At 66.2% G+C, this 20,297-nt stretch carries 18 protein-coding genes and 1 pseudogene; 8 read left to right on the top strand and 11 right to left on the bottom strand.

Features of this window, described 5'->3' with window-relative positions; translation table 11 throughout:
* Window positions 1-17: 17 nt before the first annotated feature.
* Together ACR65K_RS13210 and ACR65K_RS13215 are read right to left on the bottom strand one after the other, a co-directional pair.
* Window positions 18-341, bottom strand: coding sequence for a hypothetical protein (locus tag ACR65K_RS13210; RefSeq protein WP_440153285.1), 324 nt, complete (start codon window positions 339-341; stop codon window positions 18-20).
* Window positions 342-513: 172 nt separating this feature from the next.
* Window positions 514-852: a hypothetical protein gene (locus ACR65K_RS13215; protein WP_440153286.1), complete on the bottom strand. Its 339-nt coding sequence runs from the start codon at window positions 850-852 to the stop codon at window positions 514-516.
* Window positions 853-1,021: 169 nt separating this feature from the next.
* Between ACR65K_RS13215 and ACR65K_RS13220 the strand changes: the two genes are divergently transcribed.
* Window positions 1,022-1,795 (top strand): SDR family NAD(P)-dependent oxidoreductase, encoded by a 774-nt coding sequence (locus ACR65K_RS13220; RefSeq protein ID WP_440153287.1) that lies wholly within the window; start codon window positions 1,022-1,024, stop codon window positions 1,793-1,795.
* Here ACR65K_RS13220 and ACR65K_RS13225 read toward each other — a convergent pair.
* Both ACR65K_RS13225 and ACR65K_RS13230 read right to left on the bottom strand, forming a co-directional pair.
* Complete coding sequence (locus ACR65K_RS13225; RefSeq protein WP_440153289.1) at window positions 1,763-2,878, bottom strand: FUSC family protein; 1,116 nt, start codon at window positions 2,876-2,878, stop codon at window positions 1,763-1,765. The two genes, ACR65K_RS13220 and ACR65K_RS13225, sit on opposite strands and share 33 nt — an antisense overlap.
* Window positions 2,879-3,090: 212 nt before the next feature.
* On the bottom strand, window positions 3,091-4,680 hold the full coding sequence (locus tag ACR65K_RS13230; protein WP_440153291.1) for an MFS transporter: 1,590 nt from the start codon (window positions 4,678-4,680) through the stop codon (window positions 3,091-3,093).
* Window positions 4,681-5,116: 436 nt separating this feature from the next.
* Here ACR65K_RS13230 and ACR65K_RS13235 point away from each other — a divergent pair, with 436 nt between their 5' ends.
* Window positions 5,117-5,374 (top strand): hypothetical protein, encoded by a 258-nt coding sequence (locus tag ACR65K_RS13235; RefSeq protein WP_440153293.1) that lies wholly within the window; start codon window positions 5,117-5,119, stop codon window positions 5,372-5,374.
* A 101-nt stretch (window positions 5,375-5,475) separates the two neighbouring features.
* Here the strand turns inward: ACR65K_RS13235 and ACR65K_RS13240 are convergent, their stop codons facing one another.
* Window positions 5,476-8,046 carry an ATP-dependent DNA ligase gene (locus ACR65K_RS13240; protein ID WP_440153294.1) on the bottom strand — a complete coding sequence of 857 codons (2,571 nt, stop codon included), beginning with the start codon at window positions 8,044-8,046 and terminating at the stop codon, window positions 5,476-5,478.
* A 40-nt stretch (window positions 8,047-8,086) separates the two neighbouring features.
* Here ACR65K_RS13240 and ku point away from each other — a divergent pair, with 40 nt between their 5' ends.
* The 3 genes from ku to ACR65K_RS13255 all read left to right on the top strand — a co-directional run bounded on the left by ku (window position 8,087) and on the right by ACR65K_RS13255 (window position 10,624).
* Window positions 8,087-9,217 (top strand): non-homologous end joining protein Ku, encoded by a 1,131-nt coding sequence (ku, locus tag ACR65K_RS13245; protein WP_440153296.1) that lies wholly within the window; start codon window positions 8,087-8,089, stop codon window positions 9,215-9,217.
* A gap of 129 nt (window positions 9,218-9,346) precedes the next feature.
* A complete protein-coding gene (locus ACR65K_RS13250; protein ID WP_440153297.1) occupies window positions 9,347-10,189 on the top strand; it encodes a class I SAM-dependent methyltransferase in 843 nt (280 codons plus the stop codon).
* Between the two features lie 3 nt (window positions 10,190-10,192).
* Entirely contained in the window at window positions 10,193-10,624 is a 432-nt protein-coding gene (locus ACR65K_RS13255) for an SRPBCC domain-containing protein (RefSeq protein WP_440153299.1), read from the top strand.
* 185 nt (window positions 10,625-10,809) lie between these two features.
* On the opposite strand, the gene ACR65K_RS13260 is transcribed toward ACR65K_RS13255, so the two are convergent.
* The 5 genes from ACR65K_RS13260 to ACR65K_RS13280 all read right to left on the bottom strand — a co-directional run bounded on the left by ACR65K_RS13260 (window position 10,810) and on the right by ACR65K_RS13280 (window position 15,628).
* Window positions 10,810-11,088 carry an HPr family phosphocarrier protein gene (locus ACR65K_RS13260; protein WP_056333115.1) on the bottom strand — a complete coding sequence of 93 codons (279 nt, stop codon included), beginning with the start codon at window positions 11,086-11,088 and terminating at the stop codon, window positions 10,810-10,812.
* Between the two features lie 66 nt (window positions 11,089-11,154).
* On the bottom strand, window positions 11,155-13,269 hold the full coding sequence (locus tag ACR65K_RS13265; protein WP_440153300.1) for a PTS fructose transporter subunit IIABC: 2,115 nt from the start codon (window positions 13,267-13,269) through the stop codon (window positions 11,155-11,157).
* 2 nt (window positions 13,270-13,271) lie between these two features.
* Entirely contained in the window at window positions 13,272-14,297 is a 1,026-nt protein-coding gene (locus ACR65K_RS13270) for a 1-phosphofructokinase family hexose kinase (RefSeq protein ID WP_056333120.1), read from the bottom strand.
* Entirely contained in the window at window positions 14,294-15,100 is an 807-nt protein-coding gene (locus ACR65K_RS13275; RefSeq protein ID WP_056333123.1) for a DeoR/GlpR family DNA-binding transcription regulator, read from the bottom strand. Before ACR65K_RS13275 ends, ACR65K_RS13270 begins: the two co-directional genes overlap by 4 nt.
* Window positions 15,101-15,370: 270 nt before the next feature.
* Window positions 15,371-15,628: a DUF6458 family protein gene (locus ACR65K_RS13280; protein WP_056333125.1), complete on the bottom strand. Its 258-nt coding sequence runs from the start codon at window positions 15,626-15,628 to the stop codon at window positions 15,371-15,373.
* Between the two features lie 163 nt (window positions 15,629-15,791).
* On the opposite strand from ACR65K_RS13280, the gene ACR65K_RS13285 reads away from it, so the two are divergent.
* The 3 genes from ACR65K_RS13285 to ACR65K_RS13295 all read left to right on the top strand — a co-directional run bounded on the left by ACR65K_RS13285 (window position 15,792) and on the right by ACR65K_RS13295 (window position 19,818).
* A complete protein-coding gene (locus ACR65K_RS13285; RefSeq protein ID WP_440153303.1) occupies window positions 15,792-16,409 on the top strand; it encodes an alpha/beta hydrolase in 618 nt (205 codons plus the stop codon).
* 199 nt (window positions 16,410-16,608) lie between these two features.
* Complete coding sequence (locus ACR65K_RS13290) at window positions 16,609-17,346, top strand: HAD family hydrolase (protein ID WP_056333133.1); 738 nt, start codon at window positions 16,609-16,611, stop codon at window positions 17,344-17,346.
* A 126-nt stretch (window positions 17,347-17,472) separates the two neighbouring features.
* Entirely contained in the window at window positions 17,473-19,818 is a 2,346-nt protein-coding gene (locus ACR65K_RS13295) for a glycoside hydrolase family 65 protein (protein ID WP_440153305.1), read from the top strand.
* Window positions 19,819-19,917: 99 nt separating this feature from the next.
* Here ACR65K_RS13295 and ACR65K_RS13300 read toward each other — a convergent pair.
* A pseudogene (locus ACR65K_RS13300) lies at window positions 19,918-20,297 on the bottom strand (lipoyl synthase); the annotation flags it as partial.

Below are 20,297 nucleotides of genomic sequence, written 5' to 3' on the forward strand. Positions count from 1 at the left end.
AGCCGGCTGAAAGCTGCCTAGCTGGCGAGGGCCTGATCGCTGACCGGCATGGCGGCGCTGGGGTCATCAATGGTGAAGCCGCAGGCGCACCGGTAGGTGACAACGCTCTCCGCGACGGATCCGCGCAGGGCAACCACCGAGTTTCCGTCAACGTAGACGGGCTCCCGGACCGGCATTTCCCCGTGGTTCACAAGCTGCATCGGCATGCGGCAGTGCATGCGTGAATTCAAGGTCATCAGCAGCCCTGCGTCCACGGGTATGGTGGCGGTCAGGAGCTGCTCGCCAGCTGCATCGCTGCGTTCCCCAAACGCCGTCAGCTGGTTTTCCATTGCGGTGGTCATTATGTTCTTCCTTGGGCTTCTTTCACGGAGCCGCCAGCGTTGGCAACCCCGCCGCGAACTGCTTGCGGAGGTTCATCTACGCCATAAGCAAAGCATGCTTACTAAATAATGCACAAGTCAGGATGGGGTGAAACGCCTGGCGAAAGCGGCTTCGGCGCCCGAAAAGACAGGGCTAAGCCCGGTGACGCTGCCAGTGCCACGCATGCCAGAACAGCAGGAAAACCGCGGTGGCGAAACCGGTGAGGGCCAACTGCGGGGCGAACGTGAACAAGACGAAGTCGAATGAAAACCCGTTGCTTAGCGGCCCTATTGCCACAGGCCCGCGCAGCAGGGTCCCGACACCCCCGGCGATCAATGCTGCGGCCATCACCCACAACACCACGATGAACGGATTCGGGGCGAACCGGTGCCCGCCTACCCGTGTAGTCCCGGTATCGTCCGATGCAGGCAGCACGGTGTTTCCGTCCCTGTCCACTTCGCGGAATCCAAGCGCTGCAGATTGTTGTTCCATGGTTCCCCCTTCATGGCAGCAGCCTGAACGGCCGCCGGAGCTACCAGCCTAGTGGCACAACCTCATGCCGCACCGGCATGTGAGGGGCGCCGGCTTCCCATGCAGCGCCATCCGTCAACTGAGGTCAGTGCCTGCACTGCACGGCCAACTCTCTGGCTAGGCTTGCAGCATGACGCCATCGAGTTCCCGAACAACAGCACTTGTCACCGGGGCCAGCGCAGGACTGGGCCACGAATTTGCAAAGCAGCTTGCCGCCCAGGGGCATGACTTGGTCCTGGTGGCGCGCAACGCGTCCCGGCTGGCAGAAACAGCGGAGGACTTCCGGCACCGGTACGGCATCACGGCTGAGGTGCTCCCCGCAGACCTGACGGTCGACGACGACGTCGCCGCCGTCGTCGAACGCCTGCAAGACACCACCCGGCCGGTGGGGATCCTGGTGAACAACGCAGGGATCGGGCTGCTGCACAACTTTGAGGACAACCACGCGCCGGAGGAGAAGAAGCACCTGAAGCTGCACGCGGAAACGTCCATGGTGCTGACCCATGCAGCGCTGAAGGGCATGCTGGAGCGCGGGGAGGGCAGGATCATCAATGTGGCCAGCGTGGCCGCGTTCCTGCCCCGGGGCACCTATTCCGCGGCCAAGGCCTGGCTGGTCAGTTTCAGCCGGTGGGCCAACCTGGCCTACCGCACGCGGGGCATCAAGGTCACGGCCGTCTGCCCCGGCTTCACTCACACGGAGTTCCACGACCGGATGGGGATGGACAAGTCCGTGGCGCCGTCCTGGACGTGGCTGCGCGCCGAGCGGGTGGTCCGTGAAGGCCTGGCGGACAATGAGCGCGGTAAGGCGGTGTCCATCCCGTCCAAGCGCTACAAGGTGCTGGCGGCGGTGGCTAAGGTGGCTCCGGCGCGGCTAATGGCGGGCCCGGCGCGGAAGCCGAAGTAGGCCCGGGAGCGCGGTCCGGGCGCGGGCTCCGGGCCGGCGGACCGCCACCACCACCAGGATCCCCAGCAGCGCGCCCACCAGAGTTTCCACCGCGCGCTCAAGGATCAGGACCTGCGGTTCGGTGGGGGCGGCCAGCTGCGTCATCAGCAGGATGACCGGCGTAAACCAGACCATGGCCAGGCCGTAGTGCCGGGTCATGAACAGTTCGGTGGCGAACTGGAAGAGGATGACCAGGAGGGCCAGCACAGTGGCCTGGTGTACCGGCTCCTGGAGTGCCGGATAGAGGGCGGCCAGTGCCCAGGGCCCCGGAAGGATCACGACGGCGGTAACCACCAGGCCCAGGAGGGTCCCCACGATGCGGTGGACGCCCCGCCGGACGCTGCTGGGCAGGTCGGCGCCGGCGAGCGGTACGGCGGCCGCGGCCATGGCCCAGTGCGGGTGGCCGCTGCCGCTCAGGACACCCACCGTTCCGGCAGCACCCACGGCCAGTATGTACCGGGCGGCGTGGACGGTCAGTTCCCGCTGCCTCGCGGCCGAACGGGGCGGCAGGTTCCTGGTGGCCCCGGGTTCCCATGCCCTTTGCCGCACCCAGCCGCTGAAGCCGATCAGGATCGAGAACACTGATGATCCCGCCGCGATGAGCATGGCCACATACCAAGGGACTGCGGTGGGAACGGAGGCACAGGCACCCAGGGCCAGGATTCCAAAAAAGGGCCCGTTCGGCTTCAGCCTTACGCGGTCCGAGTACACCGAGCCCACTCCGGCCAGGGTGGCCTCCACCGCCACCAGCCACCACGAGTGGATGTGGTTGACGGACAGCGCAACCCCCACGAACACGCCACTGAGCAGCACCAGGGCACCCTGACCCTGGTGGCGGAGCCGCAGCTGGTGCGGTTCCAAACGGCCGTACATGCCGGTCAACGCGCCGAACACGGCGTAAATGATGAGGTCCGTGCGGCCGGCGGCCAGCAGGAGCAGCGACGGGACCGCGACGCTGAGGGCCACGCGAAGCGCGGCGAGGTGGTCGTTGGTGGCAGGTTCCAGCCGGTGGAGTGCGCGTACCTGTGCCACGACGCGCTTCATATCCCGGCACCTGTCCTGTCTTGTTGTCCTGCCGCGGCCCGAAGGCCTTTGGGAACGTATCACCGGCATCCGGCAGAGTCATACTGCCGGCAGTCACAATAGGACATCCCGGAGGCACGCAAAGGCCCATCCCGCGTGCTTCCCCCAAGGAAGCACGCGGGATGGGCCCGTGAGCGTGGGCTACAAGAGTGCCCGGGCGGCCGGCTGGAGGTTTAGGCCCCCGCCGGAACCCCGCGGTGTGCCTGGGGGTCCAGGGCGTCCTGGGTTTCGAACGGCAGTTCGTCCAGGTTGATCAGCGGGTTCTCGTCCTGGGTGGCCACCAGTTCCCTTGCCTCTGCCTGGGTGTCCACGCTGGGCATGGATCCCGGCAGGGGCCGGTTGGCGGATTCCTTCAGGAAGTAGATGGCGATGGCGCCCACCAGGGAGGTGCCCATGAGGTAATAGGCGGGCATCATGTCATCGCCCGTGGCGCTGATCAGGGCTGCCACGATGAACGGCGTGGTCCCGCCGAAGATGGCCACGGCGAAGTTGTAGGCGATGCCCATGGCTCCGTAGCGGCTGGACGTGGGGAACTGGGCCGGCAGCGCCGAGGCCAGGTTGGCAACGTAGAACGTCACGGGGAAGGCGATCAGGGCCAGTCCGGCAAGGGTGGACCAGATCTGTCCGATGCCGATCAGCATGAAGGCGGGGACAGCCAGCACGATGGTGCTCACGGCGCCGATCCAGAGCACGGGGCGGCGGCCGATCCGGTCAGAGAGCTTGCCGGTCAGCGGGATGCACAGGCTCATGACCACCAGCACCGGAATGGTGAGCAGGGTGCCGTGGACTTCGTCGTAGCCCTTGGATTCCGTCAGGTACGTGGGCATGTAGGAGGTGAGGGCGTAACCGGCCGTGTTGGCGGCGGCCACCACCACCATGGCAACGATGATGGGGCGCCAGTAAGCCTTGACGATTCCAACCGGTCCCTTGGCCGTGGCAGTGTCTGATGCGGAGGCGTTCTTGGCGTTCTCTTCCTGGGCATCAAGGGTGGCCTGGAACTGCGGGGATTCCTCGATCTTGCTCCGGAAGTACACGGCGATCAGGCCCAGCGGGCCTGCCACCAGGAACGGGATGCGCCATCCCCAGTCCTCCATGGTGTCCTGGCCAAGCGTCAGCTGCAGGACGGAGACCAGGGCGGCGCCGATGGCGAAGCCCAGGTAGCTGCCCAAGTCCAGGAAGCTGGCAAAGAAGCCGCGGCGCTTGTCGGCCGCGTATTCGCTCACGAACGTGGTGGCACCGGCGTACTCACCACCGGTGGAGAAGCCCTGGACGACCTTGAGGAGCACCAGCAGCGCGGCAGCCCACAGTCCGATCTGCGCGTACCCGGGCAGGAGGCCGACGGCGAAGGTGCTTGCCGCCATAATCATCAGCGTGGTGGCCAGGATCTTTTGGCGTCCCACCTTGTCGCCCAGCCATCCGAAGATCACGCCGCCCAGGGGGCGGGCGATGAAGGTGGCGGCAAAGGTTCCCAGCAGGAACAGCGTCTGGGTGGTGGGATCGGATTCCGGAAGGAACACCGGGCCCATGGTGGTGATGAGGTAGCCGAAGACGCCTACGTCGTACCATTCCATGGTGTTGCCCACGATGGTTCCGCCGAGCGCCTTTTTGAGCATGGGCTGGTCCACCACGTTGACATCGGATTCCTTGAGCCGGCGGCGTGGCAGCAGCCTTGGCTTCTTGGCGGCCACGGGGGCTGCCGGGTCTGTTCCGCGGGCGTTCCTGGCGCCTGCTGGAGAGTCGGTCCTGCTTCGGTCTGTGGGCATTTGGGCAACTCCTATGGAGGTCATTTGCTTGCGACTTGTAGCTGCCCCGCTCCGGGCAGGCCTTCAATTTTACGGGATGCCTGTAGCGCGCCGACAGTTCGATGGCGTAGAGTGCGCCCTTTTGGGCCGCTCCAGGGGTGGTTTGCACAATTTTTTGTGCCGCTGTTTCCCGCGCCATTACTGGGAAGCACGCTGATCAACGGCATCGTTACCAAAAATTTTCCGTCCGGACCGGTTTCAGCACCCGTTTTTTGGTGATTGCGGCCGCGAAAGTGACTCCGGCCACCGTCCCTGGAGGGGTTCACAGAACCTCCCCGCGTGCTTATCGTGGAGCCATGAACACACCTCTTTCCGGGCAGTAGTCCGCGCGCGCCCGGACGCTTTCGTTGGCGTTTCGATTCAAGGAAGAACGAAGCAAGGAAGGGAAGAAACCACAATGCGTGAAGAGTCCAACCAGTTCCACATCAACCCTGAGGTGGCGGACCACATTGCGGCTGCCATGGATGCGCCGGTGACGCCCGGCCCCACGGCCATGGGCGCCGGGCCCCTGGGGCAGCAAAGCGGCTGGCCGGACGGCTACGGAAAGCGGCGGCACCCCAAGGACCGGGCTGCCGGCCACGGCCGGACGGGGCATGAAGCGGCCGTCACCGCCGTCCACCGCACCGGCCGTCCACAGATGCCGCACTCCTCGTAGCCGGTACCGAAAACACCAGCCGGCAGATACAGCCGGCGTCGACACGCACAAATTACCTGGCGCCCCCTGAATGTGGCCGGCGCCAGGTAATTTGTGCGTTTTCAGTCTTCCCGGACCACCTCGGACGGGTCCTTGTCCACGCGCCAGCCGCGCCAGCGTGGATGCCGCAACCTCCCGGGCCCGGTCCACTCGCTGTAGGTCACCTCGCCCACGAGTTCGGGTGATACCCAGTGGGCGTCGGCGGCGTCGGGGCGGGGCACTTCATGGAAAGGTGACGTTTTCCGGCCAAGCCGCTCCACCGTCTGCCGCAGTTCCGTGAGCTCCCGGGTACTGAAGCCGCTGCCGACACGGCCCACGTACTGCAGTTTGCCGCCATCGGGAATTCCCACCAGCAGCGACCCTACGGTGTCCTGCCGCCCGCCCTTTCCCGGCCGCCAGCCGCCCACCACCACTTCCTGGGTCTGCTCCGTCTTGAGCTTGATCCACGTCCGGGTCCGCTGGCGGCTCACATAGCGGCTGTCCGTCCGCTTGGCCATGATCCCTTCCAGGCCAAGCTCCTGCGCGCTTTCCAGGAGGAGCTCCACCGGTTCGTCGAGCACGATGGAGAGGTCCACGGGGCATTCTGACGGGCGGAAAAATTCCTCCAGCCGCCCCCGGCGGGTGCTGAGCGGCAGGCGCCGGAGGTCCTCCCCGTTGTGGAACAACAGGTCGAACAGCATCAGCTGGACCGGGATCGTGGTGCGGGCTTTTGCGACGTCGGTGGCCCGGGTCAGTTTCATCCGGCCCTGCAGCAGGCCAAAGTCCGGCTTTCCGCCGGGCCCGACGGCGATGATCTCGCCGTCCGCCACGAACGGATGCTCCGGCCAGCAGGCGCGGTCCGTGAACTCCGGGTAGGTACGGGTGACGTCGTTGCCGTTGCGGGAAAAGATCCGCACCTTCTCCCGGTCCGCCACCAGGACGGCCCTGACACCGTCCCATTTGAGCTCGTACTGCCAGCTGCTGCCCTTTAGGTCGGCGGTGTCCCCGGCCGTGGCCATCATCGGCTGGTACTCCAACGGGTCGGCAACGGTGGCGGTGGCGGACCCGGCCGGCTCCTTGCGGCTGGCTTCGTGTACGGCCGCCACCCCGCCGTCATCCCCTTCCCGCTCTTCCGCTTGCGCTGCCGGTGCCCGCGTCGCCGCGGGAGCTGCGGACCGCCGTCGTCCGCCTTGATGCTCCTGGTCCATCACGTGGATGAGCCACTGGCTCTCGGCGTCCTTGCCCTGTCCGCGCCCCGTGCGGATGAGCGCGATCTTCCTGCTCCCGCCCAGGCCGCCGCCGTCCGAGCCGGTCAGGGTGACGATGACTTCCTTGCCGTTGATCCACTTGTGCAGCTCGTAGGTGCCGGTGTCCCAGATGGTCATGACACCCGCGCCGTACTGACCCTTGGGAATGGTGCCGTGGAAGGTGAGGTAGTCCATGGGATGGTCCTCGGTCTGGACCGCCAGATGGTTTTTGGCGCCGGACTCAGGAATGCCCTTGGGCAGCGCCCACGACACCAGGACGCCCTCGTGTTCCAGCCGGAGGTCGTAGTGCAGCCGGCTGGCGTGGTGCTCCTGGATGACGAAGCTGTTGCCCCCGGCCGGCACGCCTGCGAACGGCTCGGGTGTTGCCTTGGGGTCGCGCATGGAGCGGTACCTGCCCAGGCGGGGATCGCCGTCGTGGGGTGCTTCCCTGTGGTCGGGCCCGCCCTCCGGGGCGCCTTCCGGGGCGCCTTCCGGGGCGCCGTTCGCGGCGCCGGCCACAGCGTTGACGACGGCGGCGAAAAGGTCCTTGCCGTCCCGCACCCGCCGCAGGACCTCGTGGTAGTCCAGGTGCTTGAGCCGGGGAGACTCGATTTCGCGCCAGGTCCGCGGTGCCGCCACCAGCGGTGTGGGCCGGCCCCGCAGTGAGTACGGGACAATGGTGGTCTTCGCCGCATTGTTCTGGCTCCAGTCCACCAGCACCTTGCCCTTGCGCAGCGACTTCTTCATGTCGCTGACGGCCAGGTCCGGGTGGTCGGCCTCCAGTGCCCTGGCCAGTTCCCGGGCGAATGCCGAGATCTGCTCAGAGGTCTGCGTCCCATCCAGGGCGGCATAAAGGTGGATGCCCTTGCTGCCGCTGGTGACGGGCAGGGGGTCCAGGCCCACATCCTCCAGAATGGACCGCGCAAGGAGTGCCACCTCGCGGCATTCCGGCAGCCCGGCCCCCTCGCCGGGGTCCAGGTCCAGCACCAGCCGGTCCGGATTCAGTTGGTTCCCGTGCGAATCCACCCGCCACTGCGGCACATGGATTTCGAGCGAGTTGATCTGGCCGAACCAGGTCAGCGTGGCGGCGTCGTTGACCATGGGGTAGTGGATGGTCCGGTCCTTGTGGGTGATCGCCGCCCGGGGCAACCAGCCAGGGGCTGAGTCCTCCAGGTCCTTCTGGAAGAACACCTCACCCGGCTTGTCCGCGGTGCCCACCCCGTTGACCCACCGCTTGCGGGTGGCTGGACGGTTGGCCGCCGCGGGGATCAGGACGTGGGCCACCGCGGCGTAGTAGGCCAACACGTCGGCCTTGGTGGTGCCGGTCTCCGGATAGATGATTTTGTCCAGGTTGGTCAGGGTCAGTTCCCGCCCTGCAACCCGGACACGTTCCCTACTGGCGGCCATGGGGCTTCACCTCCGGCCCGCTCTGATGTTGACTGTATGAATGAGAGCCATCTGGAAAGGTGCCATCGCGTTCGGGCTGGTCAACGTGCCAGTGAAGGTCTACAGCGCCACTGAAGATCATGACATCAGTCTGCACCAGGTTCACAATGCCGACGGCGGCAGGATCCGTTACCAGCGCCGGTGCGAGGTGTGCGGCGAGGTGGTGGACTACTCGGACATCGAGAAGGCGTTCGAGGAGGACGGCCGCACGGTGGTCCTGTCCAAGGATGAGCTCAAGTCCATCCCCGCGGAGAACAGCCACGAAATCGAAGTGGTGCAGTTCGTCCCGTCGGAGCAGCTCGAACCCATGATGTTCGAGAAGAGCTACTACCTGGAACCGGACTCCAAGTCGCCCAAGGCCTACGTGCTGCTCCGGCGTGCGCTCGAGGACACGGACCGGGTGGCCATCGTCCAGTTCGCACTGCGGGAGAAGACCCGGCTGGGGGCCCTGCGGATCAAGGACGACGTGTTGGTACTGCAGTCCCTCCTCTGGCCCGATGAAGTGCGGGAGGCCAACTTCCCGTCCCTGGATGCGTCCATCAAGATCTCCTCCCAGGAGCGGGACATGTCAGCCGCCCTGGTGGAATCCATGGCCGCCGACTTCGACCCCACCTCCTTCACCGACGAGTACCAGGTGCAGCTCCGCCAGCTCATCGACGCGAAGCTCGAACAGGGCGAATCGCTGGACACGGAGGAAACCTTCGGCGTCGAAGCCGGCGAGGGCGGGAAGGGCGAGGTCATCGACCTCATGGAGGCCCTCAAGCGGAGCCTGGACAGGAAGCGCGGCGGAGGGGAGGCCGCCTCCAGCGGGACTTCCGACGACGAAGCGGACACCGGGGACGAGGAAGCGGAAGCGGCCAAACCTGCGCGAAAGTCGTCCGGTACCAAGGCAGGGACCAAGGCAGCAGGGGCCGAGACCGCCGCATCAAAATCGACGGCTTCCAAAACAACCGCCTCCAAAACAACAGCGTCCAAGTCGGCCACCGCGAAATCAACGGCTTCCAAAGCAACTGCTTCCAAAGCGGCAGGCACTAAGTCCACTGACACAAAGTCGACGGCAGCCAAGTCCACGGGTACCAAGACGGCAGAGAAGCCGGCTGCCAAGACCACCCGGGCACGCAAGCCTGCCTGACCCTGGTGCCCGCGGCTCCCGTGCCTTTACACCGGCCGGTATCGCGTCCACAATGAGTCGCATCGCAGCCTCCGCTGTGCCAACAGTGTGCTGCCGCTCATTTGAACGGACACGTAGAGGGGCACGGACATGGACCAACAGACCGACGTAGTGGACGCGGACCGGGAGCTCAAGAAGAAGCACCGGGCCATGTGGGCGTCAGGGGATTACCCGGCCCTCGCCGACGAGATGCTCCTGGAACTGGGCGCCGTCCTGGTCGAAGCCTGCGGAATCAGGTCCCGGCAGCGGGTTCTGGACGTCGCTGCCGGAACCGGCAACGCGGCCATTCCGGCAGCAATGATGGGCGCCAAGGTGGTGGCCAGCGACCTCACCCCCGAGCTTTTCGAGGCAGGGCGCCGGGAGGCCGCAAACCGCGGCGTCAGCTTGGAGTGGCAGGAAGGGGACGCCGAAGCCCTGCCTTTCGGCGATGCGGAGTTCGACGTCGTGATGTCCTGCATTGGCGTCATGTTCGCACCGCACCACCAGGCGGCCGCGGACGAACTGCTCCGGGTGTGCAAACCGGGAGGCTCCGTGGGGCTGCTGTGCTGGACGCCGGAAGGATTCATCGGCCGGATGTTTGCCGTCCTGAGGCCGTTCGCTCCACCGCCGCCGCCGGGCGCGCAGCCGGCGCCGCTGTGGGGGAGCGAGGACCATGTCCGCGAACTGTTGGGCAGCAGGGTTACAGGGATCCAAACCCGCAAGCAGAACCTGGCCGTCAAAAGCTTCCACCAGCCGGCGGACTTCGTCAGGTACTTCAAGTCCCACTACGGCCCCATCATCTCCGTCTACAAATCACTCGGCGAGGACCAGGACAAGGTCAAGGCACTGGACCAGGCCCTCACGGAGCTGGCTGACTCGTACGGCGACGCGCACGGCGACGTTCCCTTCCAAATGGAATGGGAGTACCTGATCTTTACGGCCAGGAAGGCCTGAGCGGTGCCGGAAGACCATGTGGCAACATCCGCCACCACCATCAACGCAAGTCCCGGGCGCGTGTGGGAGGTGATGACGGACCCGGCTGCCGTGAAGGAGTTCATGTTCGGGGCCACGCTGGAGACGGACTGGAAGGTTGGAAGCCCCATCGTTTGGCGGGGCGAGTGGGAGGGGAAGGCCTACCAGGACAAAGGCGAAATCCTGGCGGTGGAGCCGGGACGGAAACTGGTGCACACCCACTTCAGTCCGTTGTCGGGCCAGGAGGACGCGCCGGAAAACTACCACACCCTCGAATGGACGCTCGAGGACCGGGGCGGCGCCACCCGCCTGACTTTGGCGCAGGACAACAACCCCACCGAGGAAGCCGCCGCGCACTCAAAAGCCATGTGGGACAAGCTCCTGGCCGACGTCAAGGCACTCGCCGAGGGCACCTGAGCACCGTCACCCCGCCCAACTGGGTAGCGCCAAGTGTCGTTATGACCGCTCAAAACGACACCTAGCGCTACTTAGTTGGGGTGCCCTAAGAATTAAAAGCAAAGCGGCCGCCGTCGGGCCTCCTCCCAAGGGGGAAAGCCCGACGGCGGCCGCCGGCGTTGTGCTGCCGTCAGGCAGCGTGGCCGCTACTCGGCGTCGTGGTCTGTTTCCAGGATCTGCACCAGGTGGTTCAGCGCATCGTCCGCTCCGGCACCTTCGGCGCGGAGCACCACCACGTCGCCATGCGAGGCGCCCAGGCTCATGAGGGACAGGATGCTGGCTGCGTCCATGGCCTCATCGGCCGGTTCGCCTTCACGGGCGATGGTGATGTCCAGGTCGTACTCGCCGGCTGCCTCCGCAAAGATGGCGGCGGGGCGGGCGTGCAGGCCCACGCGGCTGGCGACGGTTGCGGTGCGTTCTGGCATTGTTGCTCCTTTGTCTTTCGGCCCGCTGACGGTTCAGCGGCCGGTGAGGTTTTTGGCTATGCCGGCTCAGACGGTTACGGGAACCGGTTCAACCGTATCAACGGTCTTCTTGACTGCCCAGCGCTTGAGGGCGATGACCGAGAGGGCGGTGATCACCACGCCGACGATGATCGAGATGACGAACATCAGGAAGTTGTCGATGGCGAAGAAGACGAAGAGACCGCCGTGGGGTGCCTTGGATCCGACGCCGGCAGCCATCGAGATGGCTCCGGTCACCGCGCCGCCCAGCATGCTGGCGGGGATAACGCGCAGCGGGTCCGCAGCAGCGAAGGGGATGGCGCCTTCGGAGATGAAGGAGGCACCCAGCAGCCAGGCTGCCTTGCCGTTTTCCTGCTCAGCCAGGCTGAAGACCTTCTTGTTCAGGACGGTGGAGGCCAGCGCCATGGCCAGCGGCGGAACCATGCCGGACGCCATGACGGCTGCCATGATCTGCCACGGTGCCTGGTTGTCGATGGTTGCGGCGCCAAGGCCGGCGACTGCGAAGGAGTAGGCAACCTTGTTGACCGGACCACCCAGGTCGAAGCACATCATGAGGCCGAGGATGACGCCCAGGGCGATGGCGCCGGCGCCGGTGAGTCCGGAGAGCCAGCTGTTCAGGCCGTTGGTGATGGCGACGATGGGGCCGCCCAGGATGACGAACATCAGTCCTGATGCCACCAGGGAGGCGATCAGCGGGATGATGACCACGGGCATCAGGCCGCGCAGCCAGCGGGCCACCTGCAGGCGTCCGATCACGTGGGCGATGTAGCCGGCGAGCAGGCCGCCGACGATGCCGCCGAGGAAGCCGGCTCCCATGAATCCGGCCACTGCACCGGCGACGAACCCGGGGGCAATGCCGGGACGGTCAGCGATCGCGTACGCGATGTAGCCGGCCAGCGCGGGAACCAGGAAGCCAAGCGACAGGGCGCCGATCTTGAACAGCACCGCGCCGAGGTAGGCACCCAGCGGGCCCCATGCATTCTCGGGGAATTCCGTGGGCAGGTTGAAGAGGCTGTTCTGCACCACAATGTTGTCCGCGTACTTGGTGATCAGGTAGCCGCCCATAAGGAAGCCAAGTGCGATCAGCAGGCCGCCGCCGGCGACGAACGGGATCATGTAGCTGACACCGGTGAGCAGGGCCTTCTTCAGCTTCTGCCCGATGTGCTCGCCGCGCTCCTCGGCCTCGTGCTCGGCCTGTTCCTCCGCACCGAAGTGCGGGACGCGCCGGGCGTTGGGGTTGTCGGCCGCGGCCAGGGCCTCCTGGACCATCTTGTCCGGTTCGTCGATGCCGCGCTTGACCGGAGCATTGATCACCGGCTTGCCGGCGAAGCGCTCCTTGCCGCGCACGTCCACGTCAACGGCGAAGATCACGGCGTCGGCCGCGGCGATGACTGCGGGGTCAAGTGCCTTGGCGCCGGAGGAACCCTGGGTTTCCACCTGCAGGTCAACGCCCACTTCCCGGGCGGCAGCCACGAGCGAGTCGGCGGCCATGTAGGTGTGGGCAATGCCGGTGGGGCAGGCGGTGACGGCTACGAGGCGCTTGGGGCCGCGGCCTGCAGAACCTGCCGGTGTTCCTGCGGGTGTACCGACGGCAGTTGCACCGGCACCTGCTGAAGCGGCAGCTGCCGAGCCAACGCCCGCGCCAACCGGGACGGTGTCAGCCGGAGCGGCTGCGGCGTGAGCGGCCGGCTTGTCCGCCAGCGCACCGTCGACGAGTGCCACAATTTCTTCCTCCGAGGAGGCATTGCGGAGGGCTGCGGTGAAGTCCTTCTTGATGAGGGAGCGGGCCAGCTTGGACAGCAGCTTCAGGTGCTCCTGGTCCGCCCCGTCCGGAGCGGCGATGAAGAACACCAGGTCTGCCGGACCGTCCTTGGCGCCGAAGTCCACCTTCGGGTTCAGCCGGGCCATGGCCAGGGTGGGCACGGTGACTGCGGCGGAGCGGCAGTGCGGGATGGCAATGCCGCCGGGAATCCCGGTGGCAGTCTTCTGCTCGCGGGCGAAGGCGTCGGCGAAGAGGCCTTCAACTTCTGAGGCGCGTCCGGTGGCAGCTACCTTGCTTGCCAGATGCCGGATCACCGCTTCGGGGGCATTGCCCAGGTTCTGGTCGAGCTCGACCAGTTCCGTGGTGATGAGCTGAGTCACTGTCAATCCTTTCGAAGGGCCGTGATGGTTACGGCATCCGGGGTGGTTTGGTTTACTGCCGGAACAGTGGAACCCGGCAGGGAGGCAGCGGCGGCACCATGGGCCACCGCCTGGCGAAGGCAGTCAGCCGGGGCGGCGCCCCGGCTGTGGGCAAGCAGGTAGCCGGCAAGTGCGGAGTCGCCCGCGCCGACCGTGCTGACCGCGGCGACCGGCGGGTGCGTGGCCAGCCACGCGCCGTCGGCCGTTACAAGGACAGCTCCCTTGGAACCGAGAGTTGCCAGCACAGCACCCACACCGGAACGGACGACGGCGGCTGCGGCGGCTGCGGCGGCAGCCGGGTCCGCTTCCAGTTCGTCACCGGAGGCCGGGGTAAAACCGGCGGCCGCGGCCAGCTCCGCCAGTTCCTCGGCATTGGGTTTGAGCAGGTCCGGTTTCCCGGAGCCTGTGGTTGTTCCGCCGCCGGTGCCTGTTCCGTCGTCGGGGGTTCCGGCGTCAGTCAAAGCGGCGGCGAGGGGCGCCCCGGAGGAGTCGACCGCGATCAGCGGCGCAGTGCCGTTGCCCGCCTCCCGGATCCGCCGGGCCACCGTGGCGTAGAAGTTCTCCGGGAATCCAGGCGGCAGCGAACCGGCAAGGACCACCCAACCGGCACCGCGGGAGCTTTCCAGCAGCAGCTTGATGAGCGCTTCCTGCTGGTCGGCGGCCAGGACGGGGCCGGGTTCGTTGATCTTGGTGGTGACGCCGCCAGGCTCGGTGAGCGCCACGTTGGTGCGAAGGGGCTCATCGATGGGAAGCGACACGAAGGGAACTCCGCTTTCGCGGAGGCCTGCAAGGACAGGATCGCTGTCCGACCCGGGAAGGACGGCAAGCGACTCCAGGCCGGACGCCACCAGGGCGCGGGAGACGTTGACGCCCTTGCCGCCGGATTCCTGGCGGACGGAGACGGCGCGCTGCACCTCACCGCGCTGCAGTTGTCCGGGGAGGGCCACGGTGCGGTCAAGGCTGGGGTTGGCCGTGAAGGTGACGATCATGCGACCACCACGTCTACGCCGGCATCTTCCAGGGCGGCGGCGAGTTCAGGTCCGGGTTCACTGTCTGTGATCAAGGTGTCCAGATCTTTCAGGGAGGCGAACTGGACCAGGGTTTCCGTGTCCAGCTTGGAGGAGTCGGCCAGCACCACAATGCGGCGTGCCGACTGGACGAAGGCTGCCTTGACGGCGGCTTCTTCAGGATCGGGAGTGCTGACGCCAAAAGTGGCGTGGATGCCATTGGTGCCAATGAACGCTATGTCCGGGCGGATGCGGGCGGCGGCGCTCACGGTCGCCTGCCCCACGGCCACCTGGGTGATGCCGCGGACCCGGCCGCCCAGGATCTGCAGGGCAATGCCGGGAACGTTGGAGAGCTTGCTGGCGATGGGTACGGCGTGCGTGATGACCACCAGTTCGTGGTGGGGTCCGTTCCCGTCGGAGGGTTCGACGGCGGTGCGCCGCGCCAGCATCTCAGCCAGCACTTCGGTGGTGGTGCCGCCGTCCATGAGGACACTGGCGGGCGAGTTCCGCGGGATCAGGGCAAGCGCGGCTTCAGCGATGCGGATCTTTTGGTCAGGCCGCTGGATGGCCCGTTCGGTGATGCTTTCCTCGGTGGTGCTGAAGCGGTCCGCTGCCACCGCACCGCCGTGGACGCGGCGGACGGTGCCCGCGTTTTCCAGGGCGGCAAGATCCCTGCGGACTGTTTCAGTGGTGATGCTGAAGCGCTCAGCCAGCAGGGTCACGCTGACCCTGCCACTGCCGGCTACAAGCTCGGCAATCTTCTGCTGGCGCTCTTCGGCGAACACGTACCCTCCGTTGCGTAGGTCCTGGTGTTTCGGGGTGCCCGGTTGGTTCATTGGGCTTCGGCGTGACTGGCATCACACCGATGTTGAGTTACTTGACTTTATCTTTGGTTCTGTTGGTTTGTCAATGGAAACCAACATGAAACAAAATGTTGCTCCTCGTGGTCCTGTCCGGGGGAAAGCGAAAGCCGGGCCGGACAGGTTCTGTCCAGCCCGGCTTTCCGGGTTTTCACCGATAGTCCTCCGGGATCCCCGTCCCCGTTTACGCCTTGGTCAGACGCCGCCGTCACGGCTTTCATGGCGGGTGATGCGCTCGCCGGTATTGGGATCCACCACGGAGCGGGACTCGCTCACGCGGCGGCTCCGGCCGGGGGAGGCGAGGATGAGCGAAGCGATCAGTCCAATCACGCCCACGGCCATGAGGATGTAGCCCACCAACTGCTGGTCCACGAACGGGATCAAACCGGGAGCAACGGCCCAGGCGAGGATGGCGCCGAGGGCGATGAGGAAAATTGACGAGCCGATTCTCATGACTTGCTCCTTATGGCCGCGTCTGCGGCGCTTGTTGGGCGTTACGGGACCTGCGTACATTGCCAAAGCTAAGCCTGCTGTCTGTTAAGCGCCACGCTACCCCGCGGCGATACCGGATTCAATGACCCGGCCGGGCGGAGCGCCCGGCGTTTAGGCTGGTCAAGTGGAAACAGTTGTATGGTCCAAGCCCGAAGGCCAACGCGCCGGGACGCCTTTGCTGGTGATGATGCATGGCTACGGGACGGACGAGTCGCGGATGGTGCGACTTTTCGAGTACCTGCCGCAGGAGTTTACTTTCGCCGCCCTGCGCGCCCCCATGCCCATCGGCGACCACTGGGGGTGGTTCCTCCTGGACTACTTCCTGGCCAACGACTTCGCGGACGTCATTTCCGCCGCCAATGCGGTGCAGGCCTGGATCAACTCGGTCAAGAACCAGCACGCCAGTGTCAGCCTGATGGGGTACTCCCAGGGCATGGCCATGGCCAGCACCCTCCTGAGGCTGCACCCTGACCACTACAAGGCCGTCGTGGGACTGTCCGGCTTCGTGCTCAACAACGAGCTCCTCTCCGTGATGGACTCCTTCGAAGCCAAGCCGCCGTTCTTCTGGGGCCGGGACAAGGCGGATCTGGTGATCAACGAGGACGCCGTTGCCTATACCGCCGAATGGCTTGAAAAGAACACGCAGCTGACGGCCCGGACGTACCCGGGGATGGGTCATGCCATGTCCAAGGCCGAAATGGTGGACGTCAGCGCCTTCCTTCGCCACTACGTGCTGGGCTGACCCTCAGGCGGTTGTTAAGACGGCCAAAAAAACATTTGCAAGTCAAATTTGCAAGCGCTTACACTCGTCTACGGCCATAGTCGGTCCTGCAGTGGGCGGACAGGAAGCGATGCTGTGCGCATGCCGCGCCAGCAGCACCTCCTGCAGGCCGCCCCGGCAGGACCGGCAGTCCGTAAACCGAGAGGACACCGCACTGCCGATGACACAACAAACTGCAGCTGATACCGCCGCCTGGACCGGCGCGGCAGCAATCCTGTTTGACCTGGACGGGGTGCTCACGCCGACGGCCACCGTGCATGAGCGTGCCTGGCAGGAACTGTTCGACGGTTACCTTGCCTCGCAGCCGGGCGTCGCCGGTTACAGCGAAAGCGACTACTTCGACCATATCGACGGCAAGCCCCGCTTCGACGGAGTACGCGACTTCCTGTCCTCCCGAGGGCTCACGCTGCCGGAAGGCCCGCTGGATGACGACCCCGCCAACGACACCGTCCAGGGCCTCGGCAACCGGAAGAACGCGATCTTCAACCACATCGTGAGCGCCGGCGTGGAACCGTTCGAAGGCTCGGTGCGCTTCCTCCAAGCCGCGCTGGAGCGCGGACTCAAGGTCGCCGTCGTCTCCTCCTCACGCAACGCCCCCGCCGTCCTGGCGGCCGCCGGACTCAGCCGCCACTTCGCAGTCGTCGTGGACGGGGTGGTGGCCGCGGAGCAGGGCCTTCCCGGCAAGCCAAGCCCGGCGACCTACGAATATGCGGCCAAGCTGCTGGACCTGTCCAGCTCAGGGTGCGTGGTGGTGGAAGACGCGGTCTCCGGTGTCCAGGCCGGACACGCGGGATCGTTCCATTCGGTCATTGGCGTGGACCGTGGTGCCGGCCGGCAGACGCTGCTCGACGCCGGAGCCACCCTGGTGGTCAACGACCTTCAGGAACTCATCCCCTAAACCCCGTTGCCTTCCCTCGGGCAACCCGGCTGCTTCCCCGGCAGCACCATCCCCAGTACCGCTCTTCCCCCGAATACACCGTGCCGGCCCGCCCGGCAGCACGGCAACGCCAAAAGGACCCCGACCATGGCACTCATCTCCGCGGACCGCGAACGGTTCCCCGACACCCCCTGGCAGCTCGTTGAAACGCGTTACGAAACCGAGAACGCGGGGACACTCGAGACCCTGTTTGCGCTGGGAAACGGCCACCTTGGCATCCGGGGTGCCCACTGGGCCGCGGCCGATGCCGAACTCCCGGGCAGCTTCATTAACGGGCTGCACGAAATCTGGGACATCAAGCACGCGGAAAACGCGTTTGGGTTCGCCAGGACGGGCCAGCGCATCCTGTACATCCCGGATGCCAACAACTTCACGGTGGTGGTGGACGGCGAAAGCCTCAGCCTGGCCGAATCCGAGGTCCTGGACTACCGGCGCACCGTCGACTTCTGCACCGGCATCTATGAATGCCGCATCACCTGGCAGTGCCGGTCCGGCGCCACGGTCACCACCACGGAACGGCGGGCCGTAGGCTTCGCCTCCCGCGGCAGCCTTGGCATCTCCCTCGAAGTCGCCACGGACCGCCAGGTCTCCCTGGACGTCATCTCCTCCGTCATCAACCGCCAGGACCAGCCGGTGGAAGACCATTCCGTGCATGATCCGCGCCGCGCAGGCCGCCACGCCGGGCGGGTGCTGCTGCCGCTGCGGCTTGACGGCGGCGACGGCTCCCTGCGCCTGTCCTGGGAGGCATCCGAATCCAAGCAACGCGTGGGGATCGCGGTGGACCACTGGACCTCCGCCGGGCACCAGCCATTCGAGACCCTGGTGGACCAGGACGACAGCAGCGTCCGGTACGTCCTGGCCGTGGACGCCGGTGAGCCGTTCCGGCTGGAAAAGAGCGTCAGCTACGCGGCCGGCCGCACCGTGCAGGAGCCGGACGTGGACGCAGCCGCGGTGGCGGAAGAGAACCTTCGCCCCGTGAACGAGATCTTTGCCGAGAGCGAGGCCCACTTCCGCAGCTACTGGGCAACGTCGGACATTCAGGTTGCGGGCGGCCGGCCCGGACTGCAGCAGGCCATCCGGTGGAACCTGTTCCAGCTGGCGCAGGCAACAGCACGGGCCGATGTTGCTGGCATCCCCGCCAAGGGCGTGACGGGCTCGGGCTACGAGGGGCACTACTTCTGGGACCAGGAAGTGTACCTGCTGCCGTACCTTACCTACACGAATCCCGACGGCGCCCGCCAGGTCCTGGAGTTCCGCCACGGCATGCTTCCCGAGGCCAAGATCCGGGCCAAGGAGCTGAGCGTTGACGGCGCCCTGTTCCCGTGGCGGACCATCAACGGGCTCGAGGCCAGTGCCTACTACGCTGCCGGCACTGCCCAGTTCCACATCGCGGCCGCGATCGCCTTTGCCACCAACAGGTACCTCTGGGCCACCGGCGACTCTGCCTTCCGGGAGGGAATGGGCGCCGAGCTGCTGATCGAGACGGCCCGGATGTGGATCTCGCTGGGCTTCTTCGGCAAGGACGGGCTCTTCCACATCCACGGCGTCACAGGTCCGGATGAATACACCGCTGTGGTGAACGACAACCTCTATACGAACGTGATGGCCCGCTTCAACCTGCGCGCCGCCGCAGCGCTGGAGCACGCCGAAGTCACGCACGAGGAACGGCAGCTGTGGGAGGCGGCCGCAAGCCGGATGCAGCTGCCGTACGACGAGCGGATGCAGGTGCACTCCCAGGACAACGACTTCATGACCCTGGAGGCCTGGGACTGGACCACGCCGCGGTCCAAATACCCCTTGCTCCTGCACTTCCACCCGCTGGTGATATACCGCCACCAGGTCCTGAAGCAGGCGGACACCGTCCTGGCCATGTTCCTGCAGTGGCAGGATTTCACGGCGGAGGAGAAGCAGCGCGCCTTCGATTTCTACGATCCCATCACCACCGGCGACTCCACCCTGTCCGCCTGCGTCCAAGGGATCATGGCGGCCGAGGTGGGCTATTCGAAGGAAGCGCTGGACCACTTCACCAACGCCGTCTTCATCGACCTGGACGACACCCACGGCAACACCATCGACGGCGTGCACATCGCCTCCACCGGGGGCGTATGGAGTTCGTTGGTCTGCGGCTTTGCGGGGCTGCGTGACCAGGGCCCCGTCCCGTTCTTCGATCCCCGCCTTCCCTTTGAGTGGGACGGGCTTGCCTTCCACCTGAAGATCCGCGGCCGCCTGCTGCTGGTCCAGCTTTCGGCCGATTCCATCACGCTTACCGTCCAGGAGGGCGCGCCGCTCGACCTCGACGTCCGCGGCCAGCGGGTCACCGTGAAGGGCCAGCCGGTGCAGGTCCACCTGGAACGTATCCCGGAGCCGGAGCCCACGGTGTTCCCGAGCGGGCTGCCGACGGCGAGCATCCCGGTGGTGCGCGGCAACAGCTGAGCTCTTTGCCAGGCTGGGAGGACGCGTCCGACGGCGGGCCGGCAGGTACGTCCGCCGGCCCGCCTTAGGCTCCTGCCGTCGTCGTGCATTCCACTGCCTCTACCCGGCGAGGAGGGTGGCGGCTTCCTGGCGGGTGGTGCCGGAGTCCTGGATGCCGTCGGCGATGTGGGCGAGTTCGGCGGGGATGTCGCGGCCTTTTTTGCGCATGGCGGTGGCCCAGAGGCGGCCGGCGCGGTAGGAGGAGCGAACCAGGGGCCCGGACATGACGCCCAGGAAGCCGATCTCTTCGGCTTCGTGCTGGAGGTCCAGGAATTCCTGGGGTTTGACCCAGCGGTCCACGGGCAGGTGCCGTTCGGAGGGGCGGAGGTATTGGGTGATGGTGATCAGGTCGCAGCCGGCGGCGTGGAGGTCGCGGAGGGCCTCTGAAATTTCTTCGCGGGTTTCGCCCATGCCCAGGATGAGGTTGGACTTGGTGACCA

This window comes from Arthrobacter sp. SAFR-179, assembly GCF_059414945.1.